9 protein-coding genes, 1 tRNA gene and 1 pseudogene are annotated in these 18,474 nt (G+C 43.2%); 4 read left to right on the top strand and 7 right to left on the bottom strand.

The features are described from left to right. Positions 1–21: 21 nt before the first annotated feature. Both BM043_RS12680 and BM043_RS12675 read right to left on the bottom strand, forming a co-directional pair. Entirely contained in the window at positions 22–528 is a 507-nt protein-coding gene (locus BM043_RS12680; RefSeq protein ID WP_092792211.1) for a hypothetical protein, read from the bottom strand. Positions 529–726: 198 nt separating this feature from the next. Next, positions 727–2,001 (bottom strand): site-specific integrase, encoded by a 1,275-nt coding sequence (locus BM043_RS12675; protein WP_092792210.1) that lies wholly within the window; start codon positions 1,999–2,001, stop codon positions 727–729. Between the two features lie 172 nt (positions 2,002–2,173). Between BM043_RS12675 and BM043_RS12670 the strand changes: the two genes are divergently transcribed. Together BM043_RS12670 and BM043_RS12665 are read left to right on the top strand one after the other, a co-directional pair. Further along, a tRNA-Arg gene (locus BM043_RS12670) sits at positions 2,174–2,250 on the top strand. A gap of 193 nt (positions 2,251–2,443) precedes the next feature. Further along, a complete protein-coding gene (locus BM043_RS12665; RefSeq protein WP_092792208.1) occupies positions 2,444–2,707 on the top strand; it encodes a hypothetical protein in 264 nt (87 codons plus the stop codon). A gap of 38 nt (positions 2,708–2,745) precedes the next feature. Here the strand turns inward: BM043_RS12665 and BM043_RS12660 are convergent, their stop codons facing one another. From BM043_RS12660 to BM043_RS12640, 5 genes are all read right to left on the bottom strand, one after another. Continuing rightward, a complete protein-coding gene (locus BM043_RS12660; protein ID WP_092792207.1) occupies positions 2,746–3,975 on the bottom strand; it encodes an MFS transporter in 1,230 nt (409 codons plus the stop codon). Positions 3,976–4,085: 110 nt separating this feature from the next. Further along, complete coding sequence (locus BM043_RS12655; RefSeq protein ID WP_092792205.1) at positions 4,086–6,827, bottom strand: hypothetical protein; 2,742 nt, start codon at positions 6,825–6,827, stop codon at positions 4,086–4,088. Between the two features lie 95 nt (positions 6,828–6,922). Beyond that, positions 6,923–10,342 (bottom strand): T9SS type B sorting domain-containing protein, encoded by a 3,420-nt coding sequence (locus BM043_RS12650; RefSeq protein WP_092792203.1) that lies wholly within the window; start codon positions 10,340–10,342, stop codon positions 6,923–6,925. A gap of 195 nt (positions 10,343–10,537) precedes the next feature. Further along, positions 10,538–11,290, bottom strand: a complete 753-nt coding sequence (gene yaaA, locus BM043_RS12645) for a peroxide stress protein YaaA (RefSeq protein ID WP_092792202.1) — start codon at positions 11,288–11,290, stop codon at positions 10,538–10,540. Beyond that, a complete protein-coding gene (locus BM043_RS12640; RefSeq protein ID WP_092792201.1) occupies positions 11,290–16,818 on the bottom strand; it encodes a T9SS type B sorting domain-containing protein in 5,529 nt (1,842 codons plus the stop codon). The genes yaaA and BM043_RS12640 overlap by 1 nt, the downstream gene beginning before the upstream one ends. Before the next feature lie 83 nt (positions 16,819–16,901). Here BM043_RS12640 and BM043_RS12635 point away from each other — a divergent pair, with 83 nt between their 5' ends. Together BM043_RS12635 and BM043_RS12630 are read left to right on the top strand one after the other, a co-directional pair. Beyond that, positions 16,902–17,948: a PorP/SprF family type IX secretion system membrane protein gene (locus BM043_RS12635; protein WP_092792199.1), complete on the top strand. Its 1,047-nt coding sequence runs from the start codon at positions 16,902–16,904 to the stop codon at positions 17,946–17,948. Positions 17,949–17,957: 9 nt separating this feature from the next. Beyond that, a pseudogene (locus BM043_RS12630) lies at positions 17,958–18,474 on the top strand (M48 family peptidase); the annotation flags it as partial.

Below are 18,474 nucleotides of genomic sequence, written 5' to 3'. Positions count from 1 at the left end.
TTTTTGGGAGGGCTTGGTTAGCTACTGCAAGTACTTTGCTGAAAAGCTTCCTTTGATAGGGATTTTGATGGGGGTTTGGGTTCCGGTCTTGTAGACTTCTCCTTCAAAGGTTCCTTGAATTAGTTTTTGGCTGAGATCTTTTTTGGTGATAGTCACCCTACCCTCCGATGGTGTCGGAGTTTCATCGGATTCCCCATACCAAAAATGGGAAGTATAGCTACCTGATGGTACTTGGATCATCTCGACCTGCTCCCATTGTTGCGAACCTGAATTTCCAGCAAACAGCATGTTGATGAAAAAAGGAGAGATGCATTCATCGGGGGTACAGCCCTCATTGATCTCTGTAAGAAAACCACCGTCAAAAACCAAGGGGTGATTTTCATCTGGCAAATCAGGGAGCAGCTCTTGTCTAAATTTTTGCCCTTCGACCTCCACTTCGAAATAGAAGATTAATGCCTCGGGCTTTGGTTCGACGGGGTCAGTACAAGAGATGCTAAAGAGCACCAGAGCGATCCAGATTTTTCTCATATTCAGTCAGTGTTTTTTACCAAGATAAGTAAACTGATATTCCAAGTACAAGAGGTACGGAGAATCTCTTGTAAACAGAAGTACTAAGCCGTTAATTCACGGCTTGATAATTTCACCAGAAAAAGCAAGGCCCCAAGTTGTCTCACACTGGAAAGATCTTCCCCAAGCTTGTGAGAAATGTGATCTCTAAGAAGTTTTTCAAAGCACCTCATTAGCTCGGTCTATTTCAGAGCTGGAAAAACTGTCGAGATATACCTGAGTGATTCTGGTATCAGCATGTCCAAGCGCTGCAGATATCAGTGAGATCGGAGCATTATGCTTCATGAGCACGGTGGCATAGGTATGCCGGGCCGAGTAAAAGGTCAGTAACTTCACCTGGCCTGAATCGTATTTCAAGTGAGCTTCGGCCAGCTTCCGGATGTGTGCATTGATGACTTTGGCTCGCTGCTTTCTCACCTTGTTGAGGAGAGTCAGGTTCTCCATCTGTTTATCTGTCAAGTGATCAAAGACTCGGAAAATGAGCTTTTTGGCAGTCTCGTTCTTGATCAGACCAGCTTCCAGTTTTTCATCAAGAATTCTGCGCTGTTTAGCAAGAATCCTTCCGTGGGCACGTGGGATCATGCGAATGGTGAAAAAGTCCAGTGTCTTTCCGCGAGAATAAAAGATCCGATCGTCTATGATATTTTTGTCCCAGCGCAGCTCGCACATGTCCTTGAAGTTCATCCCCTGACAGTAGTAAGAAAACACAAACATGTCTCTGGATTCATCCATGAAGGGTGTTTTGCTGAGGTTTACAAGGGCTAGCTTTTTCATTTCCTCCTGTTTGATCGCTTTTTTGGGAGTTCGAGCGGATTTGATTTTGAAGCCCTGTCTTGGATCGGACTCGGGTTTGACCAGTTTCCTGCTGATCGCTCTGCCATAGACGGCAGACATGGAACGCAGATAAATCCCGATGCCGTTGGTGGTTTGTCCTGAGTTGACCATGAAAATCCGAAACTTCTCAAAGGTGTGCTGTGTAATGTGTCGGATCGGAATGGGGCGCTCTTTCATGAACTTCTTGAATTTGTTGAGCGCATTTTCATAGGACGCTGCAGTGCCCATTCTTTTTTCGGCACGAAGTTCCTTGACGACCGTTTCCCAGAAGGAAATGAAGTTCTCTCCCGACTGGAGCGGTGAAGAATCTGAAAACTCTTTGGAGAAGAGATCGAAGTCAAACTCATCATGGAGGATGAGGATTTTCTCCACGGTTTCTTTCGCTTTGTGGAGAAGTTTCTGCACCACCTTGTTGTCTCTGGCGGGTTTGATTATTTGAGAGGTGGGTTCGTCCCAGTTTTTGGGCTGTACAGAAATTCCGGTTCTGTAGTACCGTCGTTTCTGTTGGTGGTAGACTTTGATGACTACGGGGAAGTCTCCACTTTTGGTGGGCTTCCAGCTTTGAAGTGTGAGTGTGACCTGTGTATCTTGCGATGCCATAACGAAAAGAGTTTTGGTTAATCGCCGGATCCAACCTTGGACCTCACGCAGCTGCTCGGAGTATAAAAGGACAGGTTTTGTCTCCCTTTTATGTCTCCCTCGACTTTCAACAGTGAAACCTTGAGGATTGGTGCTTATCTAACTATCTGGTTTACAGTTCGAAAACCGAAATGGCTTCGTAGCTCAACTGAATAGAGCACCTGATTACGGCTCAGGAGGTTTCAGGTTTGAATCCTGACGAGGTCACCAAGCTCAACTATTTCAAGTTGGGCTTTTTTTATTTCTTCAGGGTTTGAAAAAGTCAGTTTCAGCCCAGGATGACTATCGGGGTGAATTCCCGCTTTGCGGGACAGGCTCTGAGGAGGTCACCAAGCTCAACTGTTCTAATGGGGCTTTTTTTTTGTGTCCTTTGTGCGTACTTTTCTAACATCAATTATACAAAATGAAGCAAATTCGATTCTGTACCATACTTGTTTTACTTTCGTTGACTTCTTGTGAAAGTTGGCTTCAGGATATCGGACTGAAAGATATTCAACGCTTCGATGGTCCATGCACCATTATTTTGTCTGATGGTTCAGTGGTGGAGACTCCCTATAATATTGAAGTTACTATTCGGACCGAGGCCATCACCTATCGAGATGAAGATGGAAAACTGTGGTCTTTGTTTAGGGAAGATTATGAGAGCTTCTCCTGTGGAGGGAATTAAAAAAAAGCTGCCAGATTATCTGACAGCTTTTTTAGGTTTTAGTGAGCGGTTACTATTTTGGCGGACTTAATATTTTTTTGCCAAATAAAGAAGATAATAAACAGTACAATTAGTATTGCCGGAAAAGTGGTCAGTTTAAGTAATGTTTCTTGACCAGTAGCTAATTCAAGGGCTGCTCCTTCCAAGCCCTCAGCTAGATTACTGGCACGGGCGGAATCAATCCATCCCCCGATGATTGGTTGCCAAATCGCCGTAGAGAACATGCCTACTCCACCTATTATTGACATTCCTAAAGCTCCACTTAGTGGCACTCGTTGGGCAACAGCACCGACCATCACCGGCCAGAAGTAAGCAACACCTAATGCGAAAATGATTGCGGCAGCATAGGCCATTGGGCCTTCTACGATAGAAAATAAATAAACACCGATGGTGGCGAGGACTGCGCCTCCCAGAAGTACACCTGTTTGACCTAATTTCTCGACTACAGGACCTGCAAAGAATCGGGCTACTGCCATTACTCCTGTTGTTAGAGCCAAGATCAGCATTCCACTTGCTCCGGAGTTACCGAGTACTACATTGGCCCATTGCTGAGTGCCGAATTCGGTAATTGCAGTCAAAGACATGCAAATAAATAAGAAAATGAATACTGGGCTTAGCATTGCTTTGAAATTGCTGGAAAGTGAAGTAACACCTTCTACGGATGGTTTTGGGAAAGCTTTTCCAAAGAAAATCACCGCATAAGCAACTGTCGGGATCATCATGATCCAGATTTGTGATTCCCATCCAAATCCCGCATCTGTCATAAATTTAGAGATCAATGAACCCAAGACGATCCCGCCGGGGAACCACATATGGAATCGATTGAGCATTTTGTTCATTTTTACCCCAGTGTACATGTCTGCTATCATTGGATTACAGGCCGCTTCGGTACAACCATTACCAAATCCAATGAATAAAGTCGATATCAACAGTGTGGTATATCCATCGGCAAAAACGGTCATTAATATCCCGATCGTGTGTGTGACAAAGGCGATATTCATAATGATTTTAGGTCCTACCGAGTGGTAGAAAATTCCTCCTAAAATCATAGAAATAGGAAAGCCTAAGAACCACATGGAATTAATAAAACCGAGTTGCTCGGCAGAAAGGCCGAAATCTTCGCCCAATTGGGGAAGAATACCTGCACGTATCGCAAAGGTGAAAGCAGTGGTAATGAGGGCTAGACAGCTCGCGTTGAATAGCGCTGTCCGATTGATAGCTTGCGTCATAGAATAGGTTATTTTGGATTAAGAGTTTTTAAAGCTGTGTTTGAAACAGCTGAAAATAGGAAAAATATTGGATACAGACTTTTCCAATAATAAAAAAAGTTGAAATCAAGCTATTGGATGACGATTAATAAACCGGTTATCTTTTCCTCAAATCCATAAATGGGGTTTCTCAGGACTAAAACAACAGCATAGGTTCCTAAGGGAATTAATTCTCCATTTTGCAGAGTTCCATCCCAGTTTAGTATAGGGGTATTTGGGGCGATCTCAGTAGTTTGGGCCTCATGAATCAAAGCTCCTTGACGGTTAAGGATGAAAAGTTGAGCATCGGATACTCCCTCTGAAACTACCACCCGAAAATCGCGATTTGGGTCCCCTAGAATCATTGCATTTGGAAAAATCACCTTGAAATCGCAAGCGTCAAAGGTGGTAAATGTATCGGAAAATGAACATCCGTCTTCCGTAGTGACAAGTAGTTGATAATTTCCGACTTGAGTAGGTTTGTAGATTGAAGAGGTAGATACAAGCACATCGTCAAAATACCATTCGTAAGTTGCAAACTCCCCTGGATCAATTCCAGGTAGGGTATTTTCTTTTGAGCAAATGGCATATCGATCTTCTAGTTGAGGAGGGCTGAGTAGTGTGCTTCGTTCTACTTCAATAAGATTCCTGCCTATTTCGCAACCCAATTCATTGTAGGCGACCACTTCATAGGTGCCGGGTAAATTTACTTCGATTTCGAAAAGCCCATCAAATTCTACAAGTTCTTGACGATTGTCCAACGAATCATAAAAAATCCATTCTGTAGTCTGAACCAAATCTTCCTCGATCTCTAATGTGATCAATCCAAATTCCGGATCTGGACAAATTTTAGAAGCGATTAATTCCATCGAAACAGGGATGATAGGTGCCACAACCTCAAACTCTACCGGATCTACTGGACAAAAACCACTTTCCAATGGTTGAACCAAGAGTGAATAGTAGCCGAGTGAGCTAGGGAAAAATTCTTTTGCTCTACCAACAATTTCTCCTTGATCATTATACCAACGAATACTGGCATCTTCAATGTCGACCCCTTGCGCATCAATTTCATATTTGATCGGATCAAAGCATTCCTCTATTGCCAATACAGGTTCAAAGGAAATAGTAGAGGAAAATGTCGCGGTGAATGTGTGTGTTTTAGGACAAAGGTTTGCATCCGAGCCAACTCCTTCCCCAATGATGGAATAGGTTCCAGCCTCAGTCAGACTGAAGGGCTGACCGGAATTGAGCGTTTCTTCGCTGCCATCAGGATAGCTTAGGATAAATTGAAGAGTTTGTTCAGTGTCGGCTTCAAGCTCGAATGACTCACAAATATTCAGACTTTCCGGTACAGTAAAGTTTACTTGGGGAGACTTATCAACCGTAAAAGTCTCCACAGGATAAGAACAACCCTCGACAATCACCAAAAGCAGATAAGTTCCACTGGATAATTCCAATTCCAAAAGTCCATCAGCGGGGATATTTCCAGACTGCACTTCTCCTTTTTCAGAGGACATTAATCGAAAAATACCATCAGGAATGTTATTTCCAAAATCAATTTCAGCCGATCCCAAAATGGTACCGTTTGATCCACAGGATTCTGAAGATACTCGAATGGATGGACGGTTTTGATCTGGTGGATTGGGCGTCACAGGAGGATCTTTGGAGTCCAAACTCACCAAAGTGGCCGTTTGACAACCGGATTGCGTCAAAATGATGGAGTAGATATTGGGATCCAGATTTGAGAAATTGAATTGCTGTCCAGCAACAATAGGTCCTTGGGAGAAATTCAGTTCGGGAATTGAAAATTCTTCCACATCTGAGTTTATCGTCAACTGAAATTCTCCATTGGATGCCAAGCAATCATCGGGTTCTTCAAGAATCACCGTATCGACTTGTGGAGCCTCCAAGAGTTCAAATTCAATGGTACGTTCTGATATGCAGTCTGGAAATTCTTCAGTAGTAGTTTGAAAAGTGATAAAATATCGACCTGGGCCCGATAGGTTATCTGCATCTAAAGAAATATCAAATCCACTGGAAACTATACTCCGAGCTCCTGTAAGGCCCTTTTGGATCAGCCAATCTCCTGAAAGTGGAGTGTCCAATCCGAATTGGATGGACTCGCCCTCGCAAATCGTTTCTGCTGAGGGGATGATTTCAAAATCTACCGGTGGACCTACAAAAGTGGATGCATTTATTATGCAGCCTGATTCTCCACCACCACTGTTTCGGGCGATTTCCACCAAATAAAATCCTTCCGATGTGGTAGAAAACTCATTGCCAGTACCCAAAAGATTTCCGTCTATATCATTCCACTCTATGGTATATTGATTTAAACTTGGAGTAGTAGGATCCAAGGCTCTCAACAGCGTAGACGAGCCTGCACAAAGCAAATAATCTGGCTTTAGTTCTAAATCCGGACCATTTAGGACCGTGACAACTTTCGAATCTTCAAAATAACTTGAGTTTGTGCCTCTCCGCACTTGGAGTCTCACGGTGTAATTTCCCGGAGTGGAAAAAACCACATCTATTGATTCCAATTGATCACCGGCAGTATCTTCAAATATTACATTTCCACTTGGATCGATTACTGACCAGGTATATACATCTCCTGGATCGCCACCAGCGCTGAATGTTCCTAAAACCTGTCCAAAAATTATACATAAGTCATCAGGGCCAACCAGTTGGGGTTCGGCCAAAATCGATTTTGGGAGCTGAAAGTTAGTTTCTTTGCGGTCTGATTTTTCTTTTGAAAAGCCGATACTAAGGAAACTGAAACTGCAAATCAGGATAATCCCAATCTTCCAAAAAGGAAATTGAGTCTTGGCGGACAATTCGGTGAATTTTATGGGTTAGGTTCCCAAGAATTTCTTGGTATCACGATTTTGGCAAAAAACATTCCAGAATTTGTGGACGAGTTTTGTCCAGATTATTCGATCACCAAAATTGACCCGAGATATTCGCCGCTAATATTTTTCTCAATATTTCTGAAATTGATTCGAACAGAATACGATCCATTTGGGATTTTCTCTCCATCAAAATAACCATCCCATTCACAGGTAGATTCCTCAGAAATGAGGTTGGAGTTTTCACAATAAAAAATTAATTGTCCCCATTGATTAAAAACCCAAACTTCAAGCTCATCAATTAAATAATTGGTATATACTAAAAACTCACGCTCCGGATCACCGGGAACGATAGCGGTTGGAACGGCTACTCTAAGCTCACATTCCTCTTCCGTGACAAACTCAGCCTGATAAGCACAGCCTTCCAAACTGTATACAGTAAGCGTATAACTTCCAGCTCGAATAGGCTTGAAGGTAGGACTGGTTGAGACAAGGTCTTCGCCCAAATACCATTCATAACTGGCAAAATTTCCTGGATTTATCGTCGGGCCGATTTCGTATTCCTCACAGACTTGATAGCTTTCTTCGACTTCCGGTCTCACAGGGTCCTGACTTCTCAAAATGAGCGCTTGATCTGAGCCAAGAAGGCAAGGTAAATAATTGAAAACGCGAACTTCATAGGTTCCTTCTTCAAAAGCCAAAATCTCAGTAAATCCCCTATTTGTCACCAATTCTGACTCATTTCCATTCAAATCGGTAAACCACCACTGTATTTCACTGATTTCGGTTTGATCTGCTTGTAGCGTAAGTACAGTTGAAGCTTCATCCGGGCAAAGTGGCTCAGTGAGCATGGTAACGTCCACGTTTAACACAGGCTCTTCAACCGTGAAATTAATAGGCTGAGTCGATGGACAGATAGTGGAACCACCTGGCTGCACTTCAAGTGAAAAATCACCATAAGTAATGAAATCAAGAAATTCTTCATCGCCGATTTGATTTCCTCCAGCGTCAAACCAAAAATAATCCACCTCCGAATTTGAATAGTTTGTGACTTGAGCTTGATAGGTCTTTAATCCATTACAATCTTCAGATACTAAAACAGGTTCGAAATCAACTGGCTCGGTAAGGGTGACGATAATCTCTTTTTGTTCGGGGCAAATATTCGAATTAGGATCTGTGTCAAAAGCCAGAAAGGTATAAGTCCCTTCTTGGTCTAGGGTAAAGCTCTCACCTGTTGATCCTGATTGGGTATTGCCTGCTGGATCAGTTACTGTGAAGTCAAGAGATTCAGTGGTCTCGGGAGCCAATTCAAAGCTTTCACATACCGTTAATTCACTTGGAATGTCAAACAAAACCTTGTCGGGAATCAAATCTAGCTGGATGGTTTCCCTTCCTAGCTCACATTCTTCTAAACTGATTCCAGGAATAAATCGGAAAAGAGAAGCCTCATAAGTGCCGGGAGTCCGGGTTTGAAACTCGGTCAGGTCATCGTATTCCGGCAATTCTTCGATCGTTCCGTCTTCATTAAATCTTCTCCATTCGATATCAGTTACTGCATCTGGGAAAGTCGATTCTAAGGTAACTATAGCCTCCGGGCCAAATTCACAAAGCTTGGTTTGGGTTAAGGTCACATCCACACTCAACACGGGCTCCTCGATAGTAAAACTTTTGGGAGGAATCGGGCAGGCTTGTGCATTAGCCGGCTGGACATCAAGTTTAAATTCACCTGTGGAAGTAGGAAAAAGAAATTGACCATTTCCAACCACTTCATCGTTTTCATTAAACCAAGTGAAAATGGCGGTGGTAGGATCCACCCCGAAAATATCGGCTTCAAAAACCCGGTTTCCAAAACAGTCTTCTTGGATTAATTTGGGCTCAAAATCGATTGGATCGACTAGGGTGACATTGATTTTCCTCATAAAAGGACACAGTACGTCCTGTCCTGGTATTCGCCCTATGATGGTGTAGGTCCCGGCTTTGTCAATTAAACCTGGATCTCCATCCTCAAAAATAGTTTCAACTCCATCGGGATCAGTGAGTAAAAATTCTAAAGGTTGATTTGTTGCTGGGAATAATTCAAAGCTTTGACATACATTAATGGTAGCAGGGACTGAGAAACTCACTTGACTTAGTCCTGGGATTTCGATTTCCTCACTTCTCGGAAGAGAACAACCACTTTCATTAAAAATCTCGAAGAAATAAATACCACCCGATAATTCTATAAAAATAGTATCATTAAGATCCGTTGTGTCTTGTGCTACTACAGGAATTCCTCGTTCATTTAAGACTTTAAATCCTGCTTTGGTAGGTCCATTTGGAAGAACTACGGTGAAACTGCCCGGTAATTTGCCCGTATCGGTACAGGTTTCAGGTAAAATCTCAGAAATTTCAAAATTCAATTCTGAAACAGGGTTTGCAAGAGGGACGACTGACGCAATCGAATAGGAACAGGATCCCAAAGAAGTATTCAATGTATAAGCTCCGGATTTTAAGCCTGGGAAATCCACTATTTGTCCAGCAGTGAAAGGGCCTAGGCTAATTCCTAAAGAATCTATTGTAATCCGATCCACATCGGTCAAGGCTCTAATCCTGAGTACACCATCATCTACCGAGCAGTCACTTGCCCCAAAAGCCTCTTCAAATATAATTCGGGGTTCTGGGTTATAGGTGAAATCTGCCGTAACCTCTGGAATGCAATTGGGGTTGTTGGCATTTGGAATCTGAAAGATCATGGTATAATCACCAATTACGGAAAGGTCCCTGCTGGGGAAAAGCGAAAATTTCGAACTTGTTCCCAGATATTTCCGACTTGTTTCTCCCACTTTTTGTACGTACCAATCTCCTACTATATTAGGATTAGATTCAAATTCGATGAATTGGGTAGTGCAGACTTCTGATTGAGCCGGACTTATACTGAATGAATTGAGATCAACGACTGAAGTCGAAAGTTCAGTGATACACTCGTTTTCTCCCTGGGAATTCACGAAAAAAAATTCAACACTGTAGGTTCCGGGTTGACTGACGCTAATTTCATTATCAGTTCCTATGACATCACCGGACTCATTTTTCCACTCAAATACATAATCCCCAAAATTTGAAGTTCCCGGATCCAAAGCTGGAATCGTCAAATCAGTTCCATTACATACAATATAAGATTCCTCAAGAGTAATGGTCGGCCCCGGTAAGACATCAATCGATTTGGTCTCATTGCCTATTTCTACATTTCCCCGGAGAATTCTTAAGCTGATTTGATGTGTTCCGATTTTAGAGAAAGTTTCAGAAATTGTCTCAAATCCCCCCGTTCGGGAAAACAAGATATTCCCGTCGGGTTCGATGATTTCCCATTCATAAACATCTCCTTCTTCTCCCAAACCTGTGTATGTACCGATGACACTACCAAATACGGCACAAAGTCGCTCAGGTCCGTCTATTATGGAGTTCGAAAAAGGCCGTTCAACCGAGGTAGAATATAATTTTTCTGCAGTACTTGAAAAAAATAGCAAAGTGCAACAGAGTAAGAAAATTACTCCTATCCCTCCCTGCCAAAGGTTTATTTTTTTCGTACGTATATTTTTTTCTATCACCTGAAAAAAACTTGAAAATCAGGCTACTAAGCTACAATAAAAAGCAGTCCCTAAAAAGTATGAAAAGCTTTGAATGATATTTTAGTACATTTTTAAGCTTAGGAATGCAGTTTTTTACCTTACAAATACCCAATCTGATGTTGTACTCAATTGATCTGCAAATTCATAGCCAGATTCGTTGAATGTTTTTAGTTTTTCAGGATCTGTAATTTTGTTTTTAATCGCATAGTTGGCCATTATTCCCCGGGCTTGTTTAGCAAAAAAACCAACGACTTGGTACTTCTCGTTCTTAAATTCTTTAAAATGGATGGTAATGACAGGGACTTTGAGCGCTTTTTGGTCCACAGCTTTGAAATATTCCTGAGAAGCGAGATTTATCACAGGCTTATTATTTGATGCTTCATTGATCGCTTTTGCAATCTTTTGACCCCAATATTCATATAGATTTTTGCCTTTATTCGTCTCTAACCGGGTTCCCATTTCAAGACGATAGGGTTGGATTAGATCAAGCGGTTTCAATAAACCGTACAAACCCGATAAGATCCGAAGATGGTTTTGGGCAAATTCAAAATCCTCATCAGTGAAAGTATCTACATCAATCTTGGTATAAACGTCTCCTTTAAAAGCTAATAAGGCTTGTTTTGAATTTTCTGGAGTAAATTCTTTTTGAAAAGTTTTGTATCGTTCCTCATTAAGCTGAGCCAGATTTTCGCTTACATGCATCAAGTCCGCAATGTCTTGAGCTGATTTTTTCTTCATCACCGATACCAAGGACTTGATATCTGAGGTGAATTCAGGTTGGCTGTGTTCTTGAAAATCGGGCGTACTGTAATCTAGGGTTTTGGCAGGGGATAATAAAATAAGCATTACTGAATGATTGTTATTGCAGAGGTGATTTGTTCGGTTTTATTTTGATCTCTACTGGTAAACTTCACGACGACGGCATATGTTCCGTTGGGGACAAAATTTCCGTTATACTGTCCATCCCAAGGGCAGAAAGGCTGCGCGGGTTCCAGGTTTTCATGTTCGCAATGGAAAATCAATTCGCCCCATCGGTTGAAAATAAATACTTCTGCCTCATCGATGTATTCATTGGCATAAAGAATAAAATTCCGCTCCGGATCATCTAAAACCACACCGGTGGGGAAGCTTACTTTTAGGTTACAATCCTCAAATACTTCAAACGATTCCACAAATTCACAGCCTACATTGTCTGAAACGATCAGTTCATAAACTCCCGGATCGGTAGGGGTGAAAATGGCATCTTGTGAAACTTCTTCTCCATTAAGTAGCCAGGAATAATTGTCATATTCCCCCGGATCAATGCTTTGGGTGACTCCCTCGATCGCACAAATGGTAAAATCATCGGGTACGATAGGGGCGATGATGGACGACTTTATTACGGTGGTATTTGCCCTGCCGATATCACATCCTGCTTCACTTCGCAAAACCACTTCATAGGTGCCTTCATTGGCTACATCAACAATCGGTAGGCCATCCCATTCAAAAATCCGAGTTCGAGTTCCACCTTCTACGCGGTACCATTCGATCCCTTCCACGGTGTCCAAATCTGCATCAACAGTTATGGTAGTAGATACTAAATCCCCACAAAAAGGAACCAAATCCAAACTGACATCAACATCCTCTGTGAGTGTAATCGCAGAAAATGGGATCTCTGGGCTAGTGCATAATCCGCCTGTATTTCGCTGAACTTCCAAGGTATAATCTCCTTCGACGGATGGAGTAAAGGTTTGTCTTCTACCTACTATTACCCCCAAATTATCTCTCCAAAGGAAGGTGACTTCATCCGGGTTGGCATTGTTGAGAATAGCTTCATACCGAACGCCTTCCTGACAGTCTACGATTGGATTTGACACTTCATAATCCAATGGCCCCGTAATATCCAACGCGAAGGTCCGCTCCCTAGGACAGTCGACTCCATCGGGATCGGTGGCTACCATCGAATAAGAACCACTTTGCGTAAGCGTGTATTCCCAAGTCGCGGCATCGATAGGATCGACTATACTGCCATCTTCGAAAGTCAACTCAAAGATCAAGTCACTGTCTTCAAACTCGGGAGAAAAGGTAAAACTTTCACAAGCTTCGAGTTGCAAAGGTACCGAAAACTGAACCGGCTGAATGTCGCCGACAGGATAGGTATCTGGATCTGGAATCGCACATCCGGCTGCGATTACCTCCACAGTGTAGCTGCCATCAAGCACTGGAACTTGAATGCTGGTTTGATCAGTGAAGTCTACTGTATAAACTTGCCCATCTCCCTGACTGAGGATCTCAACCGTTCCTGAAACTGGAACTCCAGCCGTAAAATCAAGCTGAATGGCTCCGGATGCCACACCATTCGCATCGCAAGTTTCATCAATAGGGGTTACAGTAAATTCAAAACCTGATGGTGGATTGAGGTTTTCTACTGATCCAGTCGATGTAAAAGTACATCCTGCCGAGTTGCTCGCCTCAACTGTGTAATTTCCTGGAAGTAAACCGGTGATTGAAAATATTTCACCGGCGTTCACACTGGTGAATGTTTCTCCTGTTTCTACGATTAATACCTCGTCGGCATCTGCCTGCATTTCTATTTCAAAACTTCCATCGGCAGTACTACAATCGGTAGCCGGATTTAATGGGGTAGTGGTCAAGGCAGGTAATTCATTGACTCTTAATTCCATCCTTTTTTCAATCGTACAGCCTTCTAAAATTGGATCTTCGGCTAGGAAATAAATCTCATAATCACCCGGCCCGGGAAGATTATTTACCCATAGCTCCAATTCGAAAAATTCACCCAAACTTACCCGGTTTCCATCCTGATTAAGTTCGTATTCCCACTGACCGCTCAATGGAGTATCAGGAGCGAAAGTCACCAAAACTTCCTCATAACATACCTCTTGGGCATCTTGATTGATGTCAAACTCAAAAGCCGGACCGACAAAAACTTCCGCCTCAGCTGGGCAAGTTTCAAAAAGCAAGGCTTCTTCATCTGTCAAGTCTTCTGGTAGCCGATAGGAAACTGAAACGCTATAAATACTTTCTTCAGTTACCGTGATGCTATTTGAATTTTCATCTCCTAAAATTTGTCCGGCTGCATTGGTCCACTGAAAATCATACAATTCCTCGGCTGGATCATATCCTTCGATGGCAGTTAAAGTAACGGGCTCTTCAGCGCATAAGGTCACATCCGATTCCAAGGTTAAAGTCGGAGGAGCGACCACTTCAATTTCGATATCTTCATCAAAATAGTCTTCCGTAGCACATCGGGTCACATTGAGATTTACGGTGTATATCCCGGGCTCGTCAAAGATCTGCTCCAGATTTTGGAATTGATCTCCCGGACCTCCAAAATTATCTAGGATTACGGTCCCGTCATCACGGGTAATCGTCCAGAAATAGCTGTCAATATCCGGTTCGCCTCCTCCTTCTATCGTGGCTGTAGCCCCATCCTCCGGATCTAGACACAGTCGTTCGGGAGCAACTAAAGAGGGCTCTGGAATGGAGGATCCACTATTTTGAGCAAAGGCAGGCAAGCCCAAATTAGTCGTGCCAGGCATGGGTTCTACCGAATCCTGATTAAATGTGCTGGTAGCATTACAGCCCGAGCCAACAGCAATTTGGCCGATTTGATTGGAACCGACCACTGCGGCATAGACATTTCCGTCAGGCCCAATTTGCAAGGCCCCTAAATCCAGAGAACCGGTACCACTGATAGCATTTCGGGTAGAAAGGATACAGCTTTCCCGCTGATCTGCCGTATCAGCATTATCAAAACATGCCGGGCAACTTGTGGCATCCGGATCGTCGTTTTCTACCGGTTTGATATTGAATTCTTCTATTCCCGGTCCTCCATTTCGGTAGGAGACAAAAATCTTTTCCCCACTATCGGAAAACTCCAAGCCATAAACTTCCCCATCACATCCTAAATCCAATAAAGCGTATTCGGTCAATTCTCCCGTATCCGCATCAAAATCAAAAATTTCCAGTCGATTACATCCTCCTTCGGAAATAGTTACGGCTAATTGATCCCCTTCTGGGCTAAATTTCATAGACCCGACGCCGGAGTTAAATCCGTGATTGCTTCCTACAGAGCTCAAGATAGGTTGGCCGATTCCCTCTTGAGAGACCGGGTAAGCCCGGAAGGTATTGTTTCCTAATTCATGAAAAACCACCCAAGTGGTATCTCCATTAGCAAAGGCAGCTGATTGCTCTGTCGAGGGACTGAACAGGAAATTGTCTTTTGAAACTACATTCCCAACTCCTGTTGGATTTTCTGATTTAATATCGACTAAGGAATATCGAACTTCATTATTTCCATCTGCCGTGGTTTGGGTGGTAAAGAGGTAAAATAGAGTTTGCTCATTGGGTACCCCGATCGCGATGACCGATTGACTCGCATCATTACTCCCACCGATGGAATCCCCATTTGCCATGAGTTGCCCATTGAGATCCCAGACCGATTCTCCGTCGGTAAAAAACAAAACTTCCCCGCTGGAGTCGGTAATTGTGGTTGTTCCTGCCGGAATATCTTGAGGGTGCGGACTTTCTATAGGTCTGGGCGTTGGGGCATTGGGGTCGTCAGGGTCCGGATTGAAATTCAGTCCTGCACCATCCCCAAAATACCAAATGCCATTGCTTTGATCCTGGAGATCCCAGACTTTAACATTGATTTCAGCATAGGCATAGCAGCTAGATCCTGGCTCCCGCACCAGTGCCCAATAGGTGCCGGGAAGGCAGACTTCATTTTCTTGGCGACTGGTCCAACCTTCTTCCTTATAATTAGACCAAAAATATTCGTAATTATCACCGCCCCCAGTGGGAGGAGCTTCCCCGTCTTGTTGACCAGCAGTGTTTTGTGCTTCAAGTAAGGCTCCGATATCCACGCATTGACCTTCACAGATGGTAGTATCCTGTGGGGTAAAATTGGCCTCCAAATTATTTTCTGTCAGCGTAATCGAATTACTGTCGGTACTGTTACTTCCATCGGCAAATTCCACGGTAAGGGTCACATTGATGCTTTGGCCGGTAGCCGCATCAGCTGGAACCAAAAAATGCTCTTGGTTATAATCCGCCGGAACTGGATTACCATCCGAATCGGTCAGTGGTGGGCTGAATTCCCAATTGAAAGAAACAGGTTGGTAATTTTCTGGTGTAATCTCACTTGTAAGCTGAATGGGATTGTTGGCACAGGGTTCTTCGGGTTGCCAAGTGAAATCTACGCTTGCCGAAATGTCGGCGTTGGGCCCAAAAGTCGGAAATACCGTCCCACAAAAATCAGTTCCCGTGAATGGATCCTCTTCCACGTCAATCAATGTCAAATCTTCTTCCTCTGGATTGGTCACTCGTCCGATTAGCTGTGGTCCTCCGTCCGTTTCTTCGTAGATATAATAAAGCTGACCATCTGGCCCAAATTTCAGATCATAAATGGACGAAGGTTGTGGATCCAGGGGAATTTCCTCCGGAGTGGCCGCCAAATCATTACTCGGAACTCGGAATAGCTGATTCCCTCTTGAAAAATAGATGAAATTACCATCAGGAGAAAAGCTTGCTCCTTCGATATTTTCCGATCCACCGGATTGACTGATTGCCTCGGCTGAGCCAAAATTCCCGGATGCCGTATCAAAGTCCAACACCAAAATATCCTCATCAGGATTTTCTGGAATAAGGATCAATTTCTCTTGGTCAGGATCAAAAATGATTGCTTTTGGCGTAAAGGGTATATTTTCAGTATCCGTTTGTGAAAAACTTCCAGCTGTATTTTCCAGTCTTCTTGAAATTAATTGCCCTCCGTCAAAACTGATTAGATAGGAAGGCGATGCGGCAGTTTTTACTACTAGAATTGCACCTTGTGCATTGCCGATAGCTTGATCCTGTTCGGTGATTTCACCCAGTGGAGGCTCGTTTCCGGTCGCTTGTCCCGGGGCATTCATGTCAATTTGAGTATAAAGCAACTGTCCGCCGGGAGAGACATAAAAAAGGTAAAATAGCTTTTCTCCATCGGGTTCATATTCCAAAAACCCAGTGGCAACTTGCTGCCGGCTGTCAATCGGACCATTGAGATTTCCCACTTGCCCTTGGATGACATTTCCATTGTAATCGTAAACCAAGGATCCATTGGAATAAAAGAGGGGTTGGCCGGTGATGGGATCGATGGCGACGGTGTTGCTTTGAGCGTCAAGAATTATACCGTCAGGGAGAGTTTGAACGGTAGCCGAGGTTCCTTTTCCAAAAGAAAGGTAATTGTTATCTCCCCCAGATTCGCAGTATCCAAAAATCCACTCATTATCATTAAACCCTTGGGAATAAGCAGAAATTGCAGTTCCTACCCATAAAAATGAGCTTAAAACTGTGAAAAAAAGACATATAAGTATGGAATGCAATTTGCTTTTCATATTTTTCCAACTGCTATCTAAAACATGCTGGAGGCAAAAACGTTTTAGATGCTGATTGATTATTCAAATAAACGAACAAATCCTTGTTACGGTCTTCGCTACTAATTGTTTTTTTTCTGATTTTGGGCTTTTTGCCCTTCTCAAGTCTGCAAGCGCAGGACCCGCAATATAGCCAATATTATGCTGCTCCACTTTACTTAAATCCCGCTATGGCTGGAGGTGAGTTGACTGGTCGAGTGGGGTTTAATTACCGAAATCAGTGGCCAAGCATAGATGCTCAGTTTACGACTTTCTCAGCATTTTATGATACTTACCTGCCTGAATACAATGCTGGTGTTGGTTTTCATGTGATGCAGGATACCGAAGGCGCTGCCAAATTACGATCCACCACGATTTCGGGAATGTTCTCTTATGAACTAAAACTCGGGGATAATTCCTATTTCCGACCGGGTTTTCAAGCAAGTTATATTCGGAGGGAAATCGGGTTCTACGAGAATCTTATTTTTGCCAATCAGATTAATGAAACAGATCCTTTTGGGCCTACGCTTCCGGGGGCCGATATTCCCGGTCTAGGGGACCCTGTCGGAATGTTGTCACTTTCATTCGGGGGGTTGTTTTTTACCGAAAATCTTTGGGTCGGCCTATCGGCACATCATGTCAATGAGCCGAATCAGTCTTTTATTGATGGCATAAGTCCACTTCCAGCCAAATATTCTGTACATGCAGGCTATCGGATTCCACTGGGTGAGGGCTCAATGCGAGGAGATTTTACCCACATCCGTAAGCAGCGTTATTTTACGCCTACGGTCAATTATAAACGACAGGGGCCTTTTGAGCAATTGGATGTAGGAGGATACTTTTATGTGGAACCTTTGGTGCTGGGATTGTGGTATCGGGGACTTCCTTACAAGCCAGTCAATAACCAAAGCAACCGAGATGCAGTTGTGATGATGGTAGGCGTCAATTTGATAAGTGGCTTGAATGTGGGGTACAGTTTTGACTATACAGTCTCTCAACTGGGGATTCAGTCCGGAGGCGCCCATGAATTAAGCCTCTCCTGGACACTTCCCAATAGCTATCAAGGCAAGCCGCTCAGAAGAGACACGATTCTACCTTGTCCAAAATTTTAATCTACTTACATGTCCGCAGAAAGTTTAAAGCACCTAGTAATAGGAGTGGTAGTTTTTGGCTTTTTGGTAGAGAAAATCTTAAGCTACCTCAATGTAAAACGCCCTGTCCCGCAGGTGCCTGAGACGCTGGTAGAATACCTTACCCTCCAAAAATTAAAAGAATCCAAAGCCTATCAGCTTGAAAACTATCGCTTCGGCTTGTATTCGGGTATTTTTTCTTTCGTCTTGACGATCCTATTTATTTGGAATGGTTGGTTTGGAGTGATCGATAGCTGGATTGGAACATTTGTGCCCAACCCGCTTTTTCAGTCGGTTGTGTTTTTCGCCGTCATATTTATTGGTTCGGATCTGCTGAGTTTACCCTTTGATTACTACGGCACTTTTGTAATCGAAGAAAAATACGGATTTAATAAAACTACGGTAGGGACTTTTTTTGGCGATAAAATAAAAGGATATGTATTGAGTATTTTTGTAGGTGGTGGATTGCTGGTTCTATTTCTCTGGCTGATTCATCAGATGGGAGCCC

Source organism: Algoriphagus hitonicola (genome assembly GCF_900113375.1).
Classification (GTDB): Bacteria; Bacteroidota; Bacteroidia; order Cytophagales; family Cyclobacteriaceae; genus Algoriphagus; species Algoriphagus hitonicola.
The sequence above is the reverse complement of the archived record's forward strand: the minus strand, read 5'-3'. Positions and strand labels throughout refer to the sequence as shown.

Coding starts and splice junctions, on each gene's coding strand:
- BM043_RS12680 (WP_092792211.1), bottom strand. CDS start 528: ATGAGAAAAATCTGGATCGCTCTGGTGCTCTTTAGCATCTCTTGTACT.
- BM043_RS12675 (WP_092792210.1), bottom strand. CDS start 2,001: ATGGCATCGCAAGATACACAGGTCACACTCACACTTCAAAGCTGGAAG.
- BM043_RS12665 (WP_092792208.1), top strand. CDS start 2,444: ATGAAGCAAATTCGATTCTGTACCATACTTGTTTTACTTTCGTTGACT.
- BM043_RS12660 (WP_092792207.1), bottom strand. CDS start 3,975: ATGACGCAAGCTATCAATCGGACAGCGCTATTCAACGCGAGCTGTCTA.
- yaaA (WP_092792202.1), bottom strand. CDS start 11,290: ATGCTTATTTTATTATCCCCTGCCAAAACCCTAGATTACAGTACGCCC.
- BM043_RS12640 (WP_092792201.1), bottom strand. CDS start 16,818: ATGAAAAGCAAATTGCATTCCATACTTATATGTCTTTTTTTCACAGTT.